The organism is Aestuariimicrobium sp. p3-SID1156, from assembly GCF_025144225.1.
Taxonomy (GTDB): domain Bacteria; phylum Actinomycetota; class Actinomycetes; order Propionibacteriales; family Propionibacteriaceae; genus Aestuariimicrobium.
In genome coordinates this window covers 41512-59960 of sequence record NZ_JALXXB010000002.1, presented here as the reverse complement: position 1 = coordinate 59960, position 18449 = coordinate 41512, and the positions used below count along the sequence as shown (strand labels likewise).

The 18449-nt window shown below is 67.0% G+C and carries 17 protein-coding genes and 1 riboswitch; of the genes, 6 read left to right on the top strand and 11 right to left on the bottom strand.

The genetic code is table 11. The annotated features are described in order from the left end of the window. Positions 1-21 precede the first annotated feature (21 nt). Entirely contained in the window at positions 22-1146 is a 1125-nt protein-coding gene (locus tag M3G03_RS03000; protein WP_396121877.1) for a dihydroorotate dehydrogenase-like protein, read from the top strand. Positions 1147-1266: 120 nt separating this feature from the next. Here M3G03_RS03000 and M3G03_RS02995 read toward each other — a convergent pair whose 3' ends face one another. From M3G03_RS02995 to M3G03_RS02975, 5 genes are all read right to left on the bottom strand, one after another. Then, complete coding sequence (locus M3G03_RS02995) at positions 1267-1986, bottom strand: septal ring lytic transglycosylase RlpA family protein (RefSeq protein ID WP_259807992.1); 720 nt, start codon at positions 1984-1986, stop codon at positions 1267-1269. 425 nt (positions 1987-2411) lie between these two features. Next, on the bottom strand, positions 2412-3716 hold the full coding sequence (locus tag M3G03_RS02990) for a septal ring lytic transglycosylase RlpA family protein (RefSeq protein ID WP_259807990.1): 1305 nt from the start codon (positions 3714-3716) through the stop codon (positions 2412-2414). Between the two features lie 99 nt (positions 3717-3815). After that, entirely contained in the window at positions 3816-6065 is a 2250-nt protein-coding gene (locus M3G03_RS02985; RefSeq protein ID WP_259807988.1) for a cation-translocating P-type ATPase, read from the bottom strand. Then, a complete protein-coding gene (locus tag M3G03_RS02980) occupies positions 6065-6277 on the bottom strand; it encodes a heavy-metal-associated domain-containing protein (RefSeq protein WP_259807986.1) in 213 nt (70 codons plus the stop codon). The genes M3G03_RS02985 and M3G03_RS02980 overlap by 1 nt, the downstream gene beginning before the upstream one ends. A 76-nt stretch (positions 6278-6353) precedes the next feature. Next, positions 6354-6653: a metal-sensitive transcriptional regulator gene (locus M3G03_RS02975; RefSeq protein WP_259807984.1), complete on the bottom strand. Its 300-nt coding sequence runs from the start codon at positions 6651-6653 to the stop codon at positions 6354-6356. 498 nt (positions 6654-7151) lie between these two features. Between M3G03_RS02975 and dnaB the strand changes: the two genes are divergently transcribed. From dnaB to M3G03_RS02960, 3 genes are read left to right on the top strand one after another with little or no spacing between them, the layout of a single operon-like run. Beyond that, positions 7152-8486, top strand: a complete 1335-nt coding sequence (dnaB, locus tag M3G03_RS02970) for a replicative DNA helicase (RefSeq protein WP_259807983.1) — start codon at positions 7152-7154, stop codon at positions 8484-8486. A 1-nt stretch (position 8487) separates the two neighbouring features. Next, positions 8488-9234 (top strand): MOSC domain-containing protein, encoded by a 747-nt coding sequence (locus tag M3G03_RS02965; protein WP_259807982.1) that lies wholly within the window; start codon positions 8488-8490, stop codon positions 9232-9234. A 19-nt stretch (positions 9235-9253) separates the two neighbouring features. After that, a complete protein-coding gene (locus tag M3G03_RS02960; protein WP_259807981.1) occupies positions 9254-9964 on the top strand; it encodes a type 1 glutamine amidotransferase domain-containing protein in 711 nt (236 codons plus the stop codon). Positions 9965-10010: 46 nt separating this feature from the next. Here M3G03_RS02960 and M3G03_RS02955 read toward each other — a convergent pair whose 3' ends face one another. Together M3G03_RS02955 and M3G03_RS02950 are read right to left on the bottom strand one after the other, a co-directional pair. Beyond that, on the bottom strand, positions 10011-10856 hold the full coding sequence (locus M3G03_RS02955) for a DUF3293 domain-containing protein (RefSeq protein ID WP_259807980.1): 846 nt from the start codon (positions 10854-10856) through the stop codon (positions 10011-10013). A gap of 29 nt (positions 10857-10885) precedes the next feature. Continuing rightward, a riboswitch (SAM riboswitch) is annotated at positions 10886-10999 on the bottom strand. 44 nt (positions 11000-11043) lie between these two features. Beyond that, positions 11044-11460: an HIT family protein gene (locus M3G03_RS02950; protein ID WP_259807979.1), complete on the bottom strand. Its 417-nt coding sequence runs from the start codon at positions 11458-11460 to the stop codon at positions 11044-11046. Between the two features lie 579 nt (positions 11461-12039). Between M3G03_RS02950 and M3G03_RS02945 the strand changes: the two genes are divergently transcribed. Together M3G03_RS02945 and M3G03_RS02940 are read left to right on the top strand one after the other, a co-directional pair. Then, the gene (locus M3G03_RS02945) at positions 12040-12648 is read left to right on the top strand and encodes a protein-L-isoaspartate carboxylmethyltransferase (protein ID WP_311197457.1); all 609 of its coding nucleotides are present in this window, start codon (positions 12040-12042) and stop codon (positions 12646-12648) included. A gap of 43 nt (positions 12649-12691) precedes the next feature. Further along, complete coding sequence (locus M3G03_RS02940) at positions 12692-12943, top strand: DUF6582 domain-containing protein (protein ID WP_259807978.1); 252 nt, start codon at positions 12692-12694, stop codon at positions 12941-12943. Positions 12944-13064: 121 nt separating this feature from the next. Here M3G03_RS02940 and M3G03_RS02935 read toward each other — a convergent pair whose 3' ends face one another. The 4 genes from M3G03_RS02935 to M3G03_RS02920 all read right to left on the bottom strand — a co-directional run bounded on the left by M3G03_RS02935 (position 13065) and on the right by M3G03_RS02920 (position 18405). Further along, the gene (locus M3G03_RS02935) at positions 13065-13595 is read right to left on the bottom strand and encodes a YceI family protein (RefSeq protein WP_259807977.1); all 531 of its coding nucleotides are present in this window, start codon (positions 13593-13595) and stop codon (positions 13065-13067) included. Between the two features lie 85 nt (positions 13596-13680). Next, a complete protein-coding gene (locus tag M3G03_RS02930) occupies positions 13681-16665 on the bottom strand; it encodes a glycoside hydrolase family 2 TIM barrel-domain containing protein (RefSeq protein ID WP_259807976.1) in 2985 nt (994 codons plus the stop codon). Further along, positions 16662-17474 (bottom strand): carbohydrate ABC transporter permease, encoded by an 813-nt coding sequence (locus M3G03_RS02925; protein WP_259807974.1) that lies wholly within the window; start codon positions 17472-17474, stop codon positions 16662-16664. The genes M3G03_RS02930 and M3G03_RS02925 overlap by 4 nt, the downstream gene beginning before the upstream one ends. Further along, positions 17467-18405, bottom strand: a complete 939-nt coding sequence (locus M3G03_RS02920) for a carbohydrate ABC transporter permease (RefSeq protein ID WP_259807972.1) — start codon at positions 18403-18405, stop codon at positions 17467-17469. The genes M3G03_RS02925 and M3G03_RS02920 overlap by 8 nt, the downstream gene beginning before the upstream one ends. Positions 18406-18449: the final 44 nt, after the last annotated feature.

Genomic DNA, 18449 nt, shown 5'->3' with positions numbered 1-18449 from the left:
CTGGACAACTACGAGGCGGTGATGGCCGCTGCCGCCTCGGCAGCAACGATGGCCAAGCGAGCCCCGCTGACCTACCTGACCCCAGAGCCCCAGGGGCCGGCGGCGGAGCTGAACGACGTCGCCGAGACCGGGGCATCCCCGAGCCTGGCGACCCGCTACCTCGGGCTGGACCTGCGCAGCCCACTGGTCGCCTCGGCAGGACCCCTCTCCCAGTCGGTGGAGGGCATCAAGGAACTGGCCGACACCGGACTGGGTGCGGTCGTGATGTATTCCCTGTTCGAGGAGCAGATCCGGCGCCAGGAGGCCCGCCAGGTCGCCCTGCTGGAGCGCCACGAGGAGGCTTTCGCGGAAGCCCTGAACTACTTCCCGGAACCGGAGGAGCTCGGCAGCCAGGACATCATCCGCAACTACCTCCAGCTGGTCGAGGACGCCGCCAAGGCCATCGACATCCCGCTCATCGCGAGCCTCAACGGGGCCACCCACGGCGGGTGGGTCGACACCGCCCGTCAACTGCAGGACGCCGGCGCGGCCGCGCTGGAGCTCAACATCTACATGGTGCCCGGTGATCTGGGGGTCACCGGCGCCGAGGTCGAGGAGCGGCACCTGGAGATCCTGGCGGGGGTGAAGCAGGCCGTGGACATCCCGGTGGCGGTGAAACTGAGCCCCTACTTCTCCTCGGTGGGCCAGATGGCGATCGCACTGGACGAGGCCGGGGCCGACGGGCTGGTGCTGTTCAACCGCTTCCTGCAGCCCGACATCGACATCGAGCGGCTCGAGGTCGTCCCCGGCGTGGAACTCTCCACCCCGTTCGAGGCACGACTGCCACGGACGTGGATTGCCGTGCTCCATGGCAAGCTCCGGGCGTCCCTGGCCGGCACCTCGGGCGTGGAGACCGTCGACGACGTGGTGAAGTACCTGCTCGCCGGGGCGGATGTGGTGATGACCACCTCCGCGCTCGTGCGGCACGGGCGCGGCTATGCCAGCACGCTGGTGGACGGCCTGGGCCAGTGGCTCTCCCGAAAGGACCTCACCCTGGACCGGGTCCGCGGAATGCTTGCCGTTCCCGAGGAGGCCAGGGCCAGCGGCTACGAGCGGGCAGGCTATGTGGCTGCCCTGCAGCGGGCCAAGACGCGCTACGGGGCCTGACGGCAGGGAGTGTGACGGGCAGGCGGGCCTGACCAAAGCCATGCCCCGGGCGTCCCGTTGACAACAACAGTTCGGCCCCCGTTCCAGCGGAGCGGGGGCCGAATGCTGTGGAAGGTCAGATCACTTGACCTGCACGTAGCTCACCTGGGCAACGCCCCGGGAGGTGGGAGCGATCTGGGAGAAAGCGGCCTTCGACAGGTCCAGGCAGCGACCCGCGATGTAGGGGCCGCGGTCGTTGACGCGCACGATGACCGACTTGCCGTTGGCCTTGTTGGTGACCTTCAGGCGGGTGCCCATCGGCAGGGTCTTGTGGGCGGTGGTCAGCTTGGTGCCGTCGAACCACTCACCGGAGGCGGTGGGCTGGGGCTGCCAGTAGTGCGAGGCCTCGCAGGAGCCGGAGTAGCCACCACTCACGGTGGTCCCGGAGGTGGACACGGGGGTGGTCGCCACGGCCACCTTCTGGCCGGCGCCCACGCGCAGGGCATACAGGGTGGAGTAGTCCAGGACGCCGGTCTGGCGCAGCTTGCGGCTGGCCTGGTACCTGACCAGCGCGGCCTTGGTCTGCGAGCCGAAGTAGCCGGTGGCGCCGGCGGAGGGGCCGAGACGAACCTCGATGAGCGCCTTCTGCAGGTTGCGGACCGCGCTGTTGCTGGTGCCGTACTTGGCGTTGTAGTTGGTCCCGCGGGCGTAGTACATCGCGCAGTAGACATTGGGCCCGGTCGAGCAGTACTTCGCCTCAGAGGTGGTCATGGCGTTGGCCTGCGGGGCGGCAACCAGGCTGCCGGTGGCAGCGGTGGCGACAGCGGCCAGGGCGACAGCGGCGTGACGAATCTTGGACATCGTTCTCCAGAATGTGGTGCCCGAACCTGGGGCTCGTGGCGGCTGGTGTTCGGGGGATGTCCCCGACGGTCGATTCACAATAACCCCTGAAAATTCTCAGACAAAACTCAACTTGAGCGGTGGTTGAGGGTTGAGGGGGTTCAGACGGGTGTGGACGGGTAGAAGCGCTCGCCATTTACCCTTGTCAGGGCTTGGACATCAGGGTGGGGGTCATGACACGCCGAGGCGGCGAAAAATTTTTCTGGGTTCAAGCGGACGAGGGGGTTCTCAGGGAACCGGCACTGGGCTGGGCACCTGCCGGGACAGACCGCCTGCAAGGACAGGCCACCCTGAAGGGGTCAGCCCACCCTGCATGACCAGGGTGGGCTGACGCCTCACGGGGTGCTCTGGATGGGTCGCGAGGATTCCCGAGCCCTTCCGCGGGCTCAGACCTGCACGTAGGTGACCTGGGCGACGCCAGCGGACTCCGGGGCGATCTGCAGGAAGGCACCCTTGGCGAGGTCCAGGCATCGTCCGGCGATGTAGGGGCCACGGTCGTTGATGCGGACCACCACGGACTTGCCGGTCGCCACATTGGTGACCTTCAGTCGGGTACCCATCGGCAGGGTCTTGTGGGCGGCAGTCATGGCCCAGGGGTTGAACTGTTCACCGGAGGCGGTGGGCTGCGGGTCCCAGTACATCGAGGCCTCGCAGGACCCGGAGTAGCCGCCGGCCTTCGGCGTGGCCGAGCTACCGCTCGAGCCGGTGGAGGAGGTGGACTTGCTCGAGGTCGAGGAGCTGGTCTTCGAGGAGGTCGAGGAGCTGCTCCGCGTCGAGGTCGAGGAGCTCGAGGTGGACTTCGAGGAGGTCTTCGACTCGGTCTTCACCGGTTCGGGCTTCTGCTCCTCCTTGGTGCCGACCAGGATCACCTCGTCCACGGGCTTGCGGGTCACCTTCGAGGTGAGCTTCTGGTCCTTGGCGCGCTTGCCGTCCACCCAGACCTGGCGGATGGTGTTCTCGCGGATGCCCTTGACACCCTTGGTGACGACCTTGCGGGTGCCCTTGGCCAGGGTGCTGTCCTCCTTCTCGATCGTCCTGAAGGGGAGTTCCTCCTTGGCGATGATAGGGCGGTGCTTGACGTCCTGGTAGGTCACCGCAGCAGCCTGGCTGACCGGGGTGGTGATGGCGGGCGAGGCGACATCGGGGGCGGCGAAGGTGACGCCGGCCTTCTTCAGTGCCTCGGCCAGGGTGGCGTTGCTGGGTACCTCGACGACCGTGGTTCCCTTGGCAGTCTTCACCTCCACCTTCTTGAGGGTGGTGATGTCCAGCGAGAGCCCCTGGCGTCCGATGGTGGTCGAGCGGTTGGTCGACACGATGTTCTTCGGGTTGTCCAGGCGGAGCTGGCGCAGGGCGGCGTCCACGGTGCGGGCGGTCGTCCAGCGGGTGACCTTGTAGCCGTCCACGGTCAGGGTCACCGGGCGCGAGTAGAGCACGGTCACGGCCGCACCGTCCTGGATGGGGGTGTCGAGCGAGGGCTGGACCACGTCGCGCCCGGAGACCGAGATGCCCTGCTGGTCCAGCAGTTGCTGCACGGTCTTCGCGCGGGTCGAGACCTGCTTTTCGGAACCGTCAGCCGTGAGGGTGACGGTGTCCTTGTCGAGCGCGATGGCGGCAGCGGAACCGCCACCCACCAGGCCCAGGCCCAGCACGCTGGACAGCGCAATGATCGGGCCGCGGGAAAGCTTCTTCACGGGGGTGTACCTCTCAGCGAGCGTCAGCAAACAGAGGCAGTCTAGGCGCCACGCTGAGAGAACCCAAATTTTTCCTGAGAATCCTTACCCGATGGCGAGTCAGCGCGTCCGCTCGAAGCCACGCAGACGCAGGGAGTTGCCCACCACGAAGACGGAGCTGAAGGCCATCGCCGCGGCCGCGAACATCGGGTTGAGGAAGCCCAGGGCTGCGATCGGGATGGCGATCACGTTGTAGAAGAAGGCCCAGAACAGGTTCACCTTGATGGTCGACAGGGTGCGTCGCGAGAGCCTGATGGCGTCCCCGGCCAGCAGCAGGTCGGGCTGCATCAGGGTGATGTCGGACGCAGCGATGGCGGCGTCGGTCCCGCTCCCCATGGCCATGCCGAGATCGGCGCGAGTGAGGGCGGCGGCGTCATTCACACCGTCACCGACCATGGCCACGCGGTGGCCCTTTTCCTGCAGGTCGCGGACCACGTCGAGCTTGTGGCTGGGCAGGACGTCGGAGAAGACCTGATCGATGCCGACCCCGGCCGCGATGCTGCGCGCGGCATGCTCGTTGTCGCCGGTCAGCATGACCGGGGCCAGGCCCAGTTCCTTGAACTCCGCGACGGCTCGGGCGGAGGTCTCCTTCAGGGTGTCCTGCACGGCGATCATGCCCAGCACGCGATCCTCGCCGGCGACGAAGACCTGGGTGGCCCCCTGCAGGGCTGCGCGCTGGGAGGCGCTCACCAGGCCCTCGGGCACCTCGAGGCCGAGGTCGCCCATCAGGGCGCGGTTGCCGAGGTGGTAGCTGGTGCCGTCGATGCGGCCACGGATGCCCAGCCCGGGCAGGTTCTCGAAGTCCTCGACCCGGCCGGCCGGGGTGCCGGCAGCCGCGATGGCGCGGGCGATCGGGTGCTCCGAGGATCCCTCCAGGGCCGACGCGATGCCCAGCACCTGGGCGGTGGTGGTGTCCTCGGCGGAGACCGAGACCTCGCCGACCGACATCTGGCCGGTGGTGAGGGTGCCGGTCTTGTCGAGCACGATGGTGTCGATGTCGTGCGCCTGTTCCAGGACCTCTGCCCCCCGGATGACGATGCCGAGCTCAGCACCTCGTCCGGTTCCGGCCAGCAGGGCGGTGGGAGTGGCCAGGCCCAGGGCACAGGGGCAGGCGATGATCAGCACGGCGACGGCAGCGGTCACCGCGAAGGAGACCGATTCGCCGAGCAGCAGCCAGGTGAGGAAGGTGCCGAGCGCGATGAGCAGCACGATCGGCACGAAGACGCCGGAGATCTTGTCCGCCAGGCGCTGGCTCGCCGACTTGCCGGTCTGCGCCTGCTCGACCAGGCGGGCGATGTGCGCGAGCTGGGTGTCGGCGCCGACCGCGGTGGCGCGGACTGTCAGGCGTCCCGTGGTGTTGATGGTGGCGCCCACCACGGTCGACTCGGGGCCGATCTCGACCGGCACTGACTCGCCGGTGATCATGGACGCATCGACGGCCGAGTTGCCGGTCAGGACCACTCCGTCGGTGGCGACCTTCTGCCCGGGGCGGACGACGAAGACGTCGTCCACGGCGAGTTCTTCGATCGGGATGTCGACTTCCTGGTCGTCGCGCAGGACGGTGGCCTGCTTCGCGCCCATGCTGAGCAGGGCATGGAGCGCGGCACCTGCCTCCTTGCGGCTGCGGGCCTCGATGTAGCGGCCGGCCAGCAGGAAGGTGATGATCGCGACGGCGGCCTCGAAGTAGACATTGGCGCCGGACATGGCGCGGTCGAGAGTGAAGTCGAAGCCGTGGGTGAAGCCGATGTCACCGGCATGGGTGAACAGGAGCGCGTAGATGCTCCAGCCCATGGCGGCGGTGGTGCCCATCGTGATGAGGGTGTCCATCGTGGTGGCGCCGTGGCGCAGGTTCACCAGGGTGGACTTGTGGAAGGGCCAGCCGGCCCACAGCCAGACCGGGAGCGCGGCGACCAGGGCGGCCCACTGCCAACCCGGGAACTGCAGGGCAGGGATCATGGACACGACCATGATCGGCACCGAGAGGATCACCGAGACGATCAGGCGGGTGCGCAGCTGGGCGGCCCGGTCGACCGGCTGGGAATCCGGCGTCGGAATCGAGGCGCCGTAGCCGGCCTTCTCGACGACGCCGATCAGCTCAGCGGCGTGGACGCCCTCGGGGGCGAGAATGTGGGCCTTCTCGGTGGCGTAGTTCACGCTGGCCTCGACACCCTCGACCTTGTTCAACTTCTTCTCGATGCGCGCGGCACAGGACGCGCAGGTCATCCCCTGGATGTCGAGTTCGATCGGGTCGGCCTGGGGGGCTCGCTGCGGCGAACGGGTGCGGGTGTCGAGGTCAGGTGTGGAGGTCATCAGGCCTGCGCCACCTCGTAGTTGCCGGCCTCGGAGACGGCAGCCCTGACGGCGTCCAACTCGATGGGCTGGGCGCTGGTGATGGCCATGGTGCCGCCGTTGTCGAGGCTGACCTCGACCTGGTCGACGCCCTGGAGGGCGCTGACCTCTTCGGTGACGGCGCTGACGCAATGGCCGCAGGTCATGCCGGTGACGGTGTAGTTGGTGATCATGGGGTTCTCCTCTGGGTGGGCGGAGCGGGTGGGTTGTGGACGCGACCTGGCGCCCAGGGCCTGGGCCCAGGAACGCTCAGGACTTGACCAGGCGCCGGATGGCCGCGGTCGCCTCGGCGATCTTGGCATCCGACTCGGGGCCGCCCCGGCGGGCTGCGTCGACGACGCAGTGGCTGAGATGGTCCTCGAGAAGGCCAAGGGCCACCGCTTCCAGGGCGCTTGTCATGGCCGAGATCTGGGTGAGGATGTCAATGCAGTACTTGTCCTCCTCGACCATCCGGTGCAGGCCACGGGCCTGCCCTTCAATCCGACGGAGCCGCGTGAGGTAGGCATCCTTCTGGCTGATGTAGCCGTGGTGATGATGGTGCTCGGTCACGTCCCACACGATACCCCCCTGGGGTAATGCAATCAAGGGTGGGTACCAGATCTCGTGCCGCCCTTGCACAGCTGGAGGGGAGGTCAGCGCAGGTCACATGATCAACTGCGGGCTGGCTGGGGAAAACACCAGGGACTGTGGACAACGAAGGCACACGAACCCCTCCCCGTTGGCCGCAGGGAGGCACACCCTGGCTGAACTGTCAACAAGTCCGATGGGCGAAAATTTCGGCGCGTCTCGCCATCACCCCTAGTCAGGGCGAATATCTCGACGTGGGTGAATGACTTCTCCACAGACCTGTCCACCTTGTCCACAGGCATTTCCGCGTGGCGTCCACCGCTCTCCACAGGGTTGGAACAAGCCTGTGGATAACTCTGCTTGCGTCCGGCAGAGAGTGTGCGTAGCGTGAGGCGATCCTGCTGCCGCAGTGGGGGTGCAGGTCGTGTCGGAGCGGGCGGATAGCCTGCACAGAATTCGGTTCGAGAGAAGGGACCCGGCATGAGCGAGGGCTTCGACGAGGCCATCGATCGCACTCCCCCGCAGGACGTGGCGGCTGAGCAGTCGGTGCTCGGCGCCATGCTGATGAGCAAGGACGCCATCGCCAATGTGGTGGAGGTGCTCAAGGGGCGCGACTTCTACCGGCCCGCGCACGAGATGATCTATGACGCGATCCTCGACCTCTACGGACGCGGCGAGCCGGCCGATCCCATCACTGTCGCCGACGAGCTCAGCAAGCGCGGCGAAATCGGACGCGTCGGAGGACATGTCTACCTGGCCGACCTGTTGGCGTCCGTGTCGGTGGCGGCGAATGCCAGCTATTACGCCGAGATCGTGCACGACAAGGCTGTGCTGCGGAGGTTGGTGGAGGCGTCCATCAAGGTGGCCCAGCTCGGCTACCAGGGCGCCGGTGACGTGGCCGACATCGTGGACGCCGCCCAGCAGGCGGTCTACGAGGTCGCCGACGGGCGTGCCAGTGAGGACTACCGGCCGCTCTCGGAACTGATCGAGCCCACCATTGACGAGATCGAGGCGATCGAGGGACGCAAGGGGATCATGTCCGGCGTCCCCACCGGCTTCCAGGACCTTGACCAGCTGACCAATGGGCTGCACCCGGGGCAGATGATCATCATCGCGGCGCGTCCTGCGGTCGGTAAGTCGACGCTGGCGCTGGACTTCGCGCGAGCGGCGGCGATCAAGAACAAGCTGACCACCGTCTTCTTCAGCCTCGAGATGAGTCACACCGAGATCGTGATGCGCCTGCTGAGCGCGGAGGCGCAGGTGTTCCTGGGCTCGATCCGCGGCGGCAAGATGAACGACGAGGACTGGCGGCGCGTGGTCGCCAAGACCGGGCTGATCTCGGAGTCGCCGCTGTTCATCGACGACTCCCCCAACCTGACCATGATGGAGATCCGGGCCAAGGCGCGGCGACTGAAGCAACGCCATGACCTGAAGATGGTCATCATCGACTACATGCAGCTGATGACCTCCGGCAAGAAGGTCGAGAGCCGCCAGTTGGAGGTCTCGGAGTTCAGCCGCCAGATCAAGCTGCTGGCCAAGGAACTCGAGGTTCCGGTCATCGCCCTCTCGCAGCTGAACCGAGGCCCCGAGCAACGTGGCGACAAGAAGCCGATGCTCTCCGACCTTCGCGAATCCGGCAGTTTGGAGCAGGATGCGGACATGGTGATCCTGCTCCATCGTGAGGATGTCTACGACAAGGACAACCGGCCCGGCGAGGCGGACATGATCGTTGCCAAGCACCGTAACGGCCCAACGGACACCATCACCACGGCCTTCCAGGGCCACTACTCACGCTTCGTCGACATGCAGCACTGAGATGGCGACGATCGAGCGGCTGGGCCTGACGCCGGTGAAGGGTGTCTCCTGGCACTCCCTCGAGCGGGTGCAGGTGGATGCGAACGGCGTCGTGGGTGACCGGCTGTGGGCGCCGGTCTGGCCGGACCTGGTCTGTGTGCGTGCCACGGATTTCCCGTCGATGGTGGGGCTCCACGTCGCCGCTGACGAGCTGCCCGAGGCGAAGGAGGCGCTGTTCGGTGGACAGATCCGGGAGGTTCGCTACTACCAGCGACACATCCCGTCGGTGATCCATCGGGGACGCCTCGCTGAGCGTCTCTCGGACTGGGTCCGCCACGAGGTGCGGCTTGCTCGATCAGACGGTGGTGCACGGTTCATCTGGAGTTCTCCGGTCAGCGTCCTGCTGCGTTCGGAGTTGGACCACCTGCCCGGCGACGTGGATCGCTACCGGGCCAACATCGTGCTTGATGACCGGGACGCCCCGCTCTCACTCCGCCCCGGAGATGTGCTGCGGTTCGGAGAGGTCGAGCTCGAGGTGGAGCGGGAACTCGACCGGTGCATCGTCATCAACCATCATCCGCTGACGGGGGCCGAAGACCGGTCGCTGTTGAAATCCCTGCGTCCGGGAGCGCGGCTGGCCTACGGCTGCCGCGTGACCCAAGCGGGCGAACTCGAGGTCGGCGCGACGCTCAAGGGCCGGAGTGATTCGGGCGCAGGGCGATTCGCGCAAAACCCCTCGGCGTCCCCGGCTCGGCGCACAGACTGGTGACCTGAACGGAAGGAATCCCATGACCACCGTGTTGTTTGTCGTGTCCGCAGCCACCGTCTGGACGTTGAAGGACGGGGAAACCCACCCGACCGGCTACTGGGCCGAGGAGTTGGCCGAACCCCACCGCCTGTTCACCGAGGCCGGCTGGGACATCACCATCGCCACCCCCGGCGGCATCGCCCCGACCGTGGACGAGCTGAGCCTTGGCATCACCGGCGGGATGCCCGGCAAGCGGGAGAAGATCAAGGAATACCTCGCCTCGATCCAGGACCAGCTCAACGCTCCGGTGCCGCTGGACCAGGTCGACGAGACCCAGTACGACCTCGTCTTCTACCCCGGCGGTCATGCCCCGATGGAGGACCTGTCCCATGACGAGGTCTCCGGGCGCCTGCTGGCCACGCGCCTCGAGGAGGGCCGCCCGATCGCCATGCTGTGCCACGCCCCCGCTGCTGCCCTCGCCGCAACCAGGCCCGATGGCACCAACGCCTTCGCCGGCCGGACGATGACCGGCCTGTCCAATGCGGAAGAGCGCCTCAACCCGTTCGCGTGGAAGGCCAAGTGGTTGCTCGAGGACGCCCTGAAGGAGGCGGGCATCGAGTACGACAAGGCGATCCTGCCGATGCGTCCCCATGTAGTGGTCGACGGCAACCTGTACTCCGGACAGAACCCGCAATCCTCGGCCGAACTCGCCGAGCGCCTGATCGAGGACCTCGGCGCTCGGCAGGGCTGAACCTCCGGCGGCGCCCGGTGGAGGTTTCCCGGACGCCGCCGCAGTCTCAGTTGACCTCGTCCCGGGACAGTGGGGCTCCCCACTGCCAGCCGCCCTGGCGCGAGGGCAGGAAGAGCTCACGCGCCAGGACCGCGCGCCCTGGACTGTGCGGACCACCCCCGCACACGCCGCAGCCCAGCGCGTCGACGAGCATCCGGCGGTGCTGCTGCCACACGGCCGCAGCGGTGATGGAACCGCTCGTCCACGGGCCGCCCTCCCGCTTGCACCACTCGTCACGTCCGCCGACCAGTGGGCAACCGCCGGCTGCGAGTTCGGCTGAGACGGGGACGGTGTGACTGTGTGCTTCGGGGGTGGCCACCGACGGCGTCGGCAGGGCGGTGAAACCCTCGGCGTCCCAGCGGATGACCGCGTCCTGACCGAATTGATGGGCGAGGAAGAGGACCTCGTCGGGGCCCCAGTCGGACTCGGGGGTCTGGAGCAGAACGGACCCGAGTTCGATCCACTGGCGTCCGGTCGGGAAACAGGTGGCGGGACGCCAGGACCAGCCCTGCAGGTCGAGCAGTTCGGTGAAGCGCTGCTGGTGCAGGTGTTGCTCGGGCTGGGTCATGGCGCGACTGAAACCATGGGACGAGCTGACGAACCAGACCATGTGACACGCGGGACCGTAGACCTCGGACGGTGCGACACTCACGCGGTCGCTGCTCGGGGTGAGGTCGACCGGGCCCGTATCGGTGGGGATGCGGACGACATTGCTGAGGTAGGACTCGGCGACGGGCTCGCCCGGCTCGCGGCGGCGCGTCGAAAAATCTGCCTTGCCGGGCGGGAAGGAAACCCTGATCTGGCCGTCCGGGAAGGGACGGGTCCAGTCGGCGAAGGGCGGGATGGTGGACATGGCACTCCTCGTTCCAGGTCTCGCTGGAACGAGACCGCTTGACGCGGGCGAACGCCCGAACGCCAGGTCTTCCTCGGAAGGCACCGGAGCGGTTACCGGTTGCCATGCGCCCACTCCGAGGGGTTGGGGACGCATTCTTGACCTGGGACCCAGTGTGCCATGGGGGTCCGACCTGGTGGGACGAAGGTCAGGTGAGGGCGTCGCGGATGCGGCCTGCGTAGGCCTCGGCCTCGCCCGGCTCGTAGGTGGTGCGCGGCCAGAAGAAGCCCCGGAGTCCGTCCCCTTTGGTGCGGGGGACCACGTGGACGTGCAGGTGCGGCACCGACTGGCTCACCGTGTTGTTCATCGCGACGAAGGTGCCCCGACACCCGAGCGCCTGCGGGAGTCCTGCTGCGACCCGCTGGACCTGGGCGAACAGGGGCTCGAGGAGGTCGTGGGGTAGGTCGACCAGGTCATCGGCGTGGCGGGTGGGGCAGACGAGGACGTGGCCCTTGAAGACGGGCCGGTGGTCGAGGAAGGCGATGGTGTCCTCGGTCCGGAGAACCTCGTGAACCTCCAGCTGGCCGCTGACGGCCTGGCAGATGATGTCCCGCGGCTCGGGCATGGGGCCTCCTTCGGGTGGTCGCGGCCCGCTCGTGGTGCCGTGGCGGTGGTGCCGTGGGCGGTGGTGCTGTGGGCGGTGGCGCTGCGGGCTGTGGTGCTCCGAGCGTGGCACACGTCCGCGACCGATGTCCTCAAACGGGCACGGAAGAAATCCTGAGAGCCAGGAACGGGCGTGAACTCGACTCGTCGAACCCGTCCGTGCCCGTTTGAGGACACCCTCCGGGGCGAGGGCTCGGGTTCGCGGGACGGCCCACCGGGTAGATTTCCAGGATGCGCAGACCACCCCGATTCTGGAGTCGAGAGACCGGCCGCATGCAGGGCCCCGATGGGGAACTCCTGGTCACCCTCTGGGGCTGGTCCCAGGATTCGGTCGCTGAAGCGGCGGCCATGGCCAGGGACCGACTCAGCCGCATGGCCCACCTGGGCGGGAGGCTCCCTCCCAACGAGTACTACCCGCGGACGCCCTTGCGGGAGGAAGTGCTCCACGAGTTGACCAGCACTGATGGCACCCTGCTGGCGGTGGTCACCCGCAATCGGTACGGCGCCCAGGTGCTGAACACCGACGCGGTCGTCTTCGTCGATGTCGACGTGGCCGAGCAGCGGCGCGGCTTCTGGGCCCGTCTGCGTCGGGAGCCCGCACCCACGCGTCCGGCGTGCGATGGATGCCACGCCGCGTGCTGGGTTCCTCCTCCTCGCGGACCGGCAGTGGGCAGGCGTCGACATGCCGCTCTCGATCGGGTCCGGGCAGACGAACTCCCAGCCCTGGACGGTGCGCGAGATGCTGCGACTCCTGGGCGTCCTGCCTGGGCACACGGTGCTGGACGTGGGCAGCGGCTCAGGGTGGACGACCGCCATCCTCGCCGAGCTCGTCGGCCCGACCGGGAGCGTGCTGGGGCTCGAGCGCATCCCGCAGGTGATGGAGTTCGGCCGCGCAAACCTGGAGCGCAGTGAAAGGCCATGGGCCGCGATCAGGTTAGCGTCCCGGGGGATCGTGGGCGCGCCGGAGGAGGCGCCCTTCGACAGGATTCTGGTCTCGGCGGAGGCAGACCGCTTCCCCGATGCACTGGCCGACCAGTTGGCCGATGGTGGCGTCCTCGTGATCCCGGTAGCGGGAACGATGACCGCGCACACCGTCGGGGTGGGGAGCTGGAGGTCAGTACGCACGGGCAGTTCCGTTTCGTGCCGCTGATCGTTGACCAGGATGACAAAGAGCAGATGGCCCAGGAGGAATCATGAGCAAGCCGATCCATCGTCGCGATGACGTCAACCCCGACGAGGGTGAACACAAGTACGGCGACGTCGAGTTCGCGGATCCGGTGAACAACAAGTACCCGATCGACACCGAGGAGCACGTCCGCGCGGCGTGGAGCTACATCAACAAGGAGTCCAACGCAGCGAAGTACACCAAGGACGAGGTGCGCCGGATCAAGGACCGGATCAAGAAGGCGGCGCGCAAGCACGACGTCGAGATCTCGGAGGACTGAGCCCGACGCCCCCGGCCTGGAGGTTTCGGAGTTCAGCCGTCAGACCACGGCTGCTGGCCAGGGACTCGAGGCGCCGGTGATCGCGGGCGGTCAGCTGTACCGAGCAGTCCGGACCCGCTGCTCAGAGCTTGACGAACACCGTGACGCCGATGTCGTCGCCCAGCTTCAGCGCACCCATCATGGCGCTGAAGGGCTTCAGACCGAAGCGCGTCTGGGTGATGACGCCGGTGAGCTTGTAGCCGCCCTCCACCGCCACGACGTCGAAGGTCTGCTCCTGAGTCTCGTCGTTCAGGGTGAGGCGCCCGGTGACGGTGCCGGACTCCCAGCTGCCGCGAATCGAATCGCTGGCGAACGAGAGCGCATGGCCCTTCGTGAACGCCCCTTGCGCATTGCGGTTGATCTTGGCCTTGTCATCATCGTTGAGGGGCTTGGCCCCGCCGCTGCCCTCGCGGACCCGCAGCGAACCGAGGTCGGCATTCATGGAGAGCTTGCAAGCCTCGGGGGTCTCGCCGACGACCAGCGTGCCCTTCCAGTCCTCCGCCACAATGGTCAGGTCGTGACCCATCTTGGCCATCTTTCCCTCGCAGGTGGTCTGGAGCAGGAGGTCAGCCGTCGCGGGGCCGAGGTTGTGGGTGCCCTGTGCTGGAGTCATGGGCCCATCGTGCCACCGGCCTCAACTCTGGCAGGGCAAGAGTGTCCTGCCGGCTGCTCCCCCAAGGGCGGAGGAGCCCGAGACCCTAGATTCCCTGGAAACCGAAGCTGAACGCCAGTCGCTGACCAGCCGGCAGGCAGAACTCGGGATGGGTGCGCGCCTGCCAGGAGTCGTCCCCGCCGACCCCCCGGCGCATCAGCGCAGGACGCAGCACGGTCCGGTGGCGGGCCGGCAACTCGTGGGGATGGGCGGCCTCCTCCAGCTCGGTGGGCGTCCACGGCAGCGCCGAGAACTCCATCCCACCGGGGCAGTCGAACCGCAGCCCGCGCCCCTCACCGTCACTGACGGTGGCCCAGCGCACTCCCGTGTGGCTGCCGGACTCCTGCGGCCGCAGGTAGGGGGGCAACTGCTCCCCCACCGTGCCCTGCCACACGCCGAGCCGCGCTCCTTGGCGCCGGTCGACGTAGCACTCGTGAGGCCCCTCGCCGTACCAGACCAGGTCATCGAACTCGGGGCGCGTCACCAGCATCATGCCGAATTCGGGCATGTCGCCCAGCTCGGCCGGCGGCTCGCATTCCACGGTCACCCGGACATGCCCGGCGCCGTCGACGGCGTACTCCACCTGGCAGTCCACCACCGGCTGGGTCGGCAGCTCGTAGGTGAAGCGCACCGTGGCTCGGTCACCGTCCCAACCGACCTCCGGCGTGTGGTCGGGCTTGGGTCGGGCATAGCGGCTGGCCAACTGCCAGTGACCGTCTTCGAAGGGCATGTGCCAGCCCCGCTCGTTGGAGGTCGGGGCGTGCCAGAAGTTCGGTCGGGGCTGTCCGAGCAGCAACGGTTCGTCCGAGCCGTAGCGGTAGGACACCAGCCCGCCGTGCAACAGCGAGAAGAGCACCTCGAAGTCGTCACCGCGCACCCCGATGTTGTGGATGCCGGTCACCACCTCCGGGCGCGGCACCGTAGCACCTGCGGGTAGTTCACCGACGCTGAACACTCCCTGTCCGAAGGCGACCTCGTGCCCGGCCGGCGCCCAAGCCTCGTCCTCCCGCAGCGTGAAGACCACGTCGACGGTGTACTCCCCCGGCTCCTCGGGCAGCGCCGGGGTCAGGAAGCGACCCTGCTCTCCGGGAGCGACATCGGTCTCCACCCGTACCCGGGAGCATTCGACACCCTCGCGTGCCACCACGACCTCGCAGTCGAAGTGCGAGGACCGCGTCGACAGGTACTGGTTGTCGACCACGAACTCCTCGAGGCCGACGTGCACGGCCAGCCCCTGGTAGAGCTTCTTCACCTCGGCCAGCTTCGGGCTAGGGGTGTGGTCGGCGAACAGGATCCCGTTGCCGCAGAACTCCCCGTCGTGCGGGGCTTCACCGCAGTCTCCTCCGTAGCCGAACCAGCGGGTACCGTCCCCGGTGGTCAGCGCGATGGCCTGGTCGGAGAAGTCCCAGATGAAACCGCCCTGGAAGAGTTCGTCGCGATAGGCCAGGTCGAGGTACTTGTCGACGGCTCCGAAGGAGTTGCCCATCGCATGGGCGTATTCGCACAAGATGAAGGGCTTGTCGCGGTGCTGGGCCAGGAAGGCCTCCACGCCAGTCACTGGGGTGTACATCTGGCTGTTGACATCGCTGGTGCCGGGGTGGCGCGGGTCGTGCTGGACGCCCTCGTAGTGCACCACCCGGTCGTCCTGTGCCCGGAACCATTCGGAGACCTCGAAGATGTTGCGTCCACCGTAGGACTCGTTGCCGCAGGACCACATGATGATGCTGGGGTGGTTCTTGTCACGCTCCAGCATGCTGGCAGCCCGGTCCAGCAGGGCTGGCAACCACTCTGGACGGTCGCCGGGGAAGGCCTCGGAGTCGTCGAGCCCCTCACGCCACAACCGGTCCCACATGCCGTGGGTCTCCAGGTTCATCTCGTCGATGACCATCAGGCCGTACTGGTCGCACAGCTCGTAGAAGAAGGTGTTGTTGGGGTAGTGGCTGGTGCGCACCGCGTTGATGTTGTTCTGCTTCATCAAGACGACGTCGGCCTCGGTGGTCTCACGGTCCATCACGCGGCCACGCAGCCCGAACTCGTGACGGTTGACGCCCTTGAACACCGCCCGGGCGCCGTTGAGCCGCATCACGCCGCCCTCGATCGCGAACCGGCGGAAGCCCACCTTCTGCACGATGTGCTCCACCACCCCGTGCTCGTCGACCAGCTCGATGACCAGGTCGTACAGGTGCGGCTGCTCGGGGCTCCACAGTCGTGGCTCGTTGACCTCCAGCACCCAGCCCTCGCCGCGACGCTCCAGTTCCCCCAGGCCGACCAGACTCGCCCTCATCTCGGCCTCGCCGCACACGTCCAGCTCCAGCTCGAGGGAACCGGAGGCGAAGTCGTCAGCCAGCAGCGTGCGCATCCGCAGGTCCTGGACGTGGGCTCGCGGGCGGCGCAGCAGCACCACGTCGCGGAAGATGCCGGAGAAGCGGTAGAAGTCCTGGTCCTCCAGCCACGAGGCGGCCGACCACGTGAACACCTGGACGGCCAGCACATTGCTTCCCTCGACCAGGTGGGGGGTGAGGTCGAACTCGCTGGGGGTGAAGGAGTCGCAGCCATAGCCAACCCACTGACCGTTCAGCCAGACCGCCAACGCCGACTCGGCACCGTGGAAGACGATCGACAGCTCCTCGCCGTCGGCCAGCGGGGTCTCCAGTTCGAAGCTGGTGCGATAGCTCGCCACCGGGTTGTGGCGCTGCGGCACCTGCCCGACGTCGAGCTGCTCATGACCGTCCCAGGGGTACTGGGTGTTGGTGTACTGCGGTCGATCCCACCCTTCGAGCTGGATGTGGGCCGGTACCGGGATGGTGTCCCAGCCGGAGTCGTCCAGGTCAACGGCCTGGAAGCCGGGCACCGTCTCGGAGGGGTTCACGGAGTAGTGGAAACGCCAGCGCCCGTTGAGGCATTGCTCGAAGCTGCTGACTCCGGTGGCAGCCTCCTCGGCGGAGGCGAACCAGCGGTGGTCGGAATGGGCCGGGATGCGGTTCTCGCCGAAGTACTCGGGATCGGCGAGGCGATTGCTGTCGAAGGTCACTTGACGGCTCCTGTAATGCCCTCGGTGAAGGCTCGCTGCAAAAGGAGGAAGAGCACCATGGTCGGCAGGGAGGCGATGAGTACGGCCAGCATCAGCATGCCGTAGTCGGTAACGTACCCCGCCGTCAGGTTGGAGATGAGCATCGGGATGGTCTGGTAGTCGTTGTTCACCAGGATCACCTTGGGCCAGAGGAAGTTGTTCCAGGCGGCCATGAAGGTGATGACCGCCGCTGCCGCGTAGGTGGCGCGCATGGTCGGGATGAACATGGTGAAGAAGATCCGCAATTCACTCAGGCCGTCGATGCGGGCGGCCTCGATGATCTCGTGCGGGAAGGAGCGGGCCGACTGCCGGAACAGCATGATCAGGAAGGGAGTCGCCACCGCCGGCAGGATGACCGCCATCATCGAGTTGATCATGTCTAGTTCCGCGAACATGCGGAACAGGGGGATCATCGTCGCGGCGAAGGGGATCATCATGGCGAGCAGGATCAGTCCCATCAGCCAGTCCTTCCCCCTGGAGTGGTACACCTCGAAGCCGTAGCCGGCGATCGAGCAGACCAGCAGGGAGAGCAGGGTGGTCCCCACGGCATTGGCCGCAGAGTGCCACAACGCTGCCCAGAGATCCTGTGCCTGCACGAGGTGGCGGTAGTTCTCGACCAGGTGGCCACCGGGCCACAGCTTGGAGTTGAGCACCTCCTGACTGGTGTTCGTGGCCGAGACGACCATGAAGAACAGGGGGAAGACCGACACCAGGGAGGCGATCGCCAGGAAGAGATAGCTCGGGATTTTGCGAAGCCTGGTCCTAGTCACGCTTGTCACCCACCTTCAGCTGGATGAAGGCCAGCACGGCGACCATGATGAGGATGGCGTAGGAGAGCGCCGAGGCGTAGCCGAAGTTGGGGTTGCGGTTGAACGAGAGCTGGTAGAGGTAGTGGCTCATCGTCATGGTGCTGTTGGCCGGGCCGCCCTGGGTGAGGTTCCAGGACTCGTCGAAGAGCTGCAAGGTGCCGTTGGTGGACATGATCGCGCAGAGCAGGATCATCGGCTTCAGCTGCGGGACGGTGACATGCCAGAAGGTGCGCCAGGCATTCGCCCCGTCGACACGGGCGGCCTCCAGGGTGGAGGACTCGATGTTCTGCAGGCCCGCCAGGAAGAAGACCATGTTGTAGCCGGTCCAGCGCCACAGCAGCCCCAGCACGATGACGATGCGCGCGGTCCAGGTGTTGCCGAGCCAGTCGATCGGAGCGTTCGACAGGTGCAGCCCGATGAGGGTGTCGTTGACCAGGCCGTCGGTGGCGAACATGGTGCGGAAGACCAGCGAGTAGGACACCAGCGATACCGCGCAGGGCAGGAAGATCATCGTCCGCCACAGGCCACGGAAGCGCAGGTTGGGGTTGTTCAACAGGGTGGCCAGCAGCAGCGCCAGCCCCAGCATGATCGGCACCTGCACGATCAAGTAGAAGAAGGTGTTGAACAGGGTGGTGCGGAAGATGTCGTCGTCGAACAGCCGGGTGTAGTTCTCCCACAGCGGGTCCGCCCAGCGGAACCGGGTGCCGCGCCCTGTCTTCAGCGACATGATCAGCGCCTGCACCATCGGGTAGAAGTTCATCAGGCAGATCAGGATCGCTGCCGGGAGGAGGAAGACCCAACCGGTCAGGTTGCGCCGTTGTTCTGAGCGAAATCGGACCTTGCCCTGGGCCCTGTCGGGGGCTTCGACCTCGCTGGTGGGGGGAGCTGTCACCGCTGCACGCTTTCGTCGTGGGAGGGGGCCGCCGTGGCAAGCGG

Excerpts from the sequence above, each read along its gene's own strand:
- M3G03_RS02950 (WP_259807979.1), bottom strand. The coding sequence starts at position 11,460 with ATGCCCGAGCCGCGGGACATCATCTGCCAGGCCGTCAGCGGCCAGCTG.
- M3G03_RS03000 (WP_396121877.1), top strand. The coding sequence starts at position 22 with ATGGCCGCTGCCGCCTCGGCAGCAACGATGGCCAAGCGAGCCCCGCTG.
- M3G03_RS02985 (WP_259807988.1), bottom strand. The coding sequence starts at position 6,065 with ATGACCTCCACACCTGACCTCGACACCCGCACCCGTTCGCCGCAGCGA.
- M3G03_RS02945 (WP_311197457.1), top strand. The coding sequence starts at position 12,040 with ATGTCGACGTGGCCGAGCAGCGGCGCGGCTTCTGGGCCCGTCTGCGTC.
- M3G03_RS02960 (WP_259807981.1), top strand. The coding sequence starts at position 9,254 with ATGACCACCGTGTTGTTTGTCGTGTCCGCAGCCACCGTCTGGACGTTG.
- M3G03_RS02965 (WP_259807982.1), top strand. The coding sequence starts at position 8,488 with ATGGCGACGATCGAGCGGCTGGGCCTGACGCCGGTGAAGGGTGTCTCC.
- M3G03_RS02995 (WP_259807992.1), bottom strand. The coding sequence starts at position 1,986 with ATGTCCAAGATTCGTCACGCCGCTGTCGCCCTGGCCGCTGTCGCCACC.
- M3G03_RS02940 (WP_259807978.1), top strand. The coding sequence starts at position 12,692 with ATGAGCAAGCCGATCCATCGTCGCGATGACGTCAACCCCGACGAGGGT.
- M3G03_RS02980 (WP_259807986.1), bottom strand. The coding sequence starts at position 6,277 with ATGATCACCAACTACACCGTCACCGGCATGACCTGCGGCCATTGCGTC.
- M3G03_RS02955 (WP_259807980.1), bottom strand. The coding sequence starts at position 10,856 with ATGTCCACCATCCCGCCCTTCGCCGACTGGACCCGTCCCTTCCCGGAC.
- dnaB (WP_259807983.1), top strand. The coding sequence starts at position 7,152 with ATGAGCGAGGGCTTCGACGAGGCCATCGATCGCACTCCCCCGCAGGAC.
- M3G03_RS02935 (WP_259807977.1), bottom strand. The coding sequence starts at position 13,595 with ATGACTCCAGCACAGGGCACCCACAACCTCGGCCCCGCGACGGCTGAC.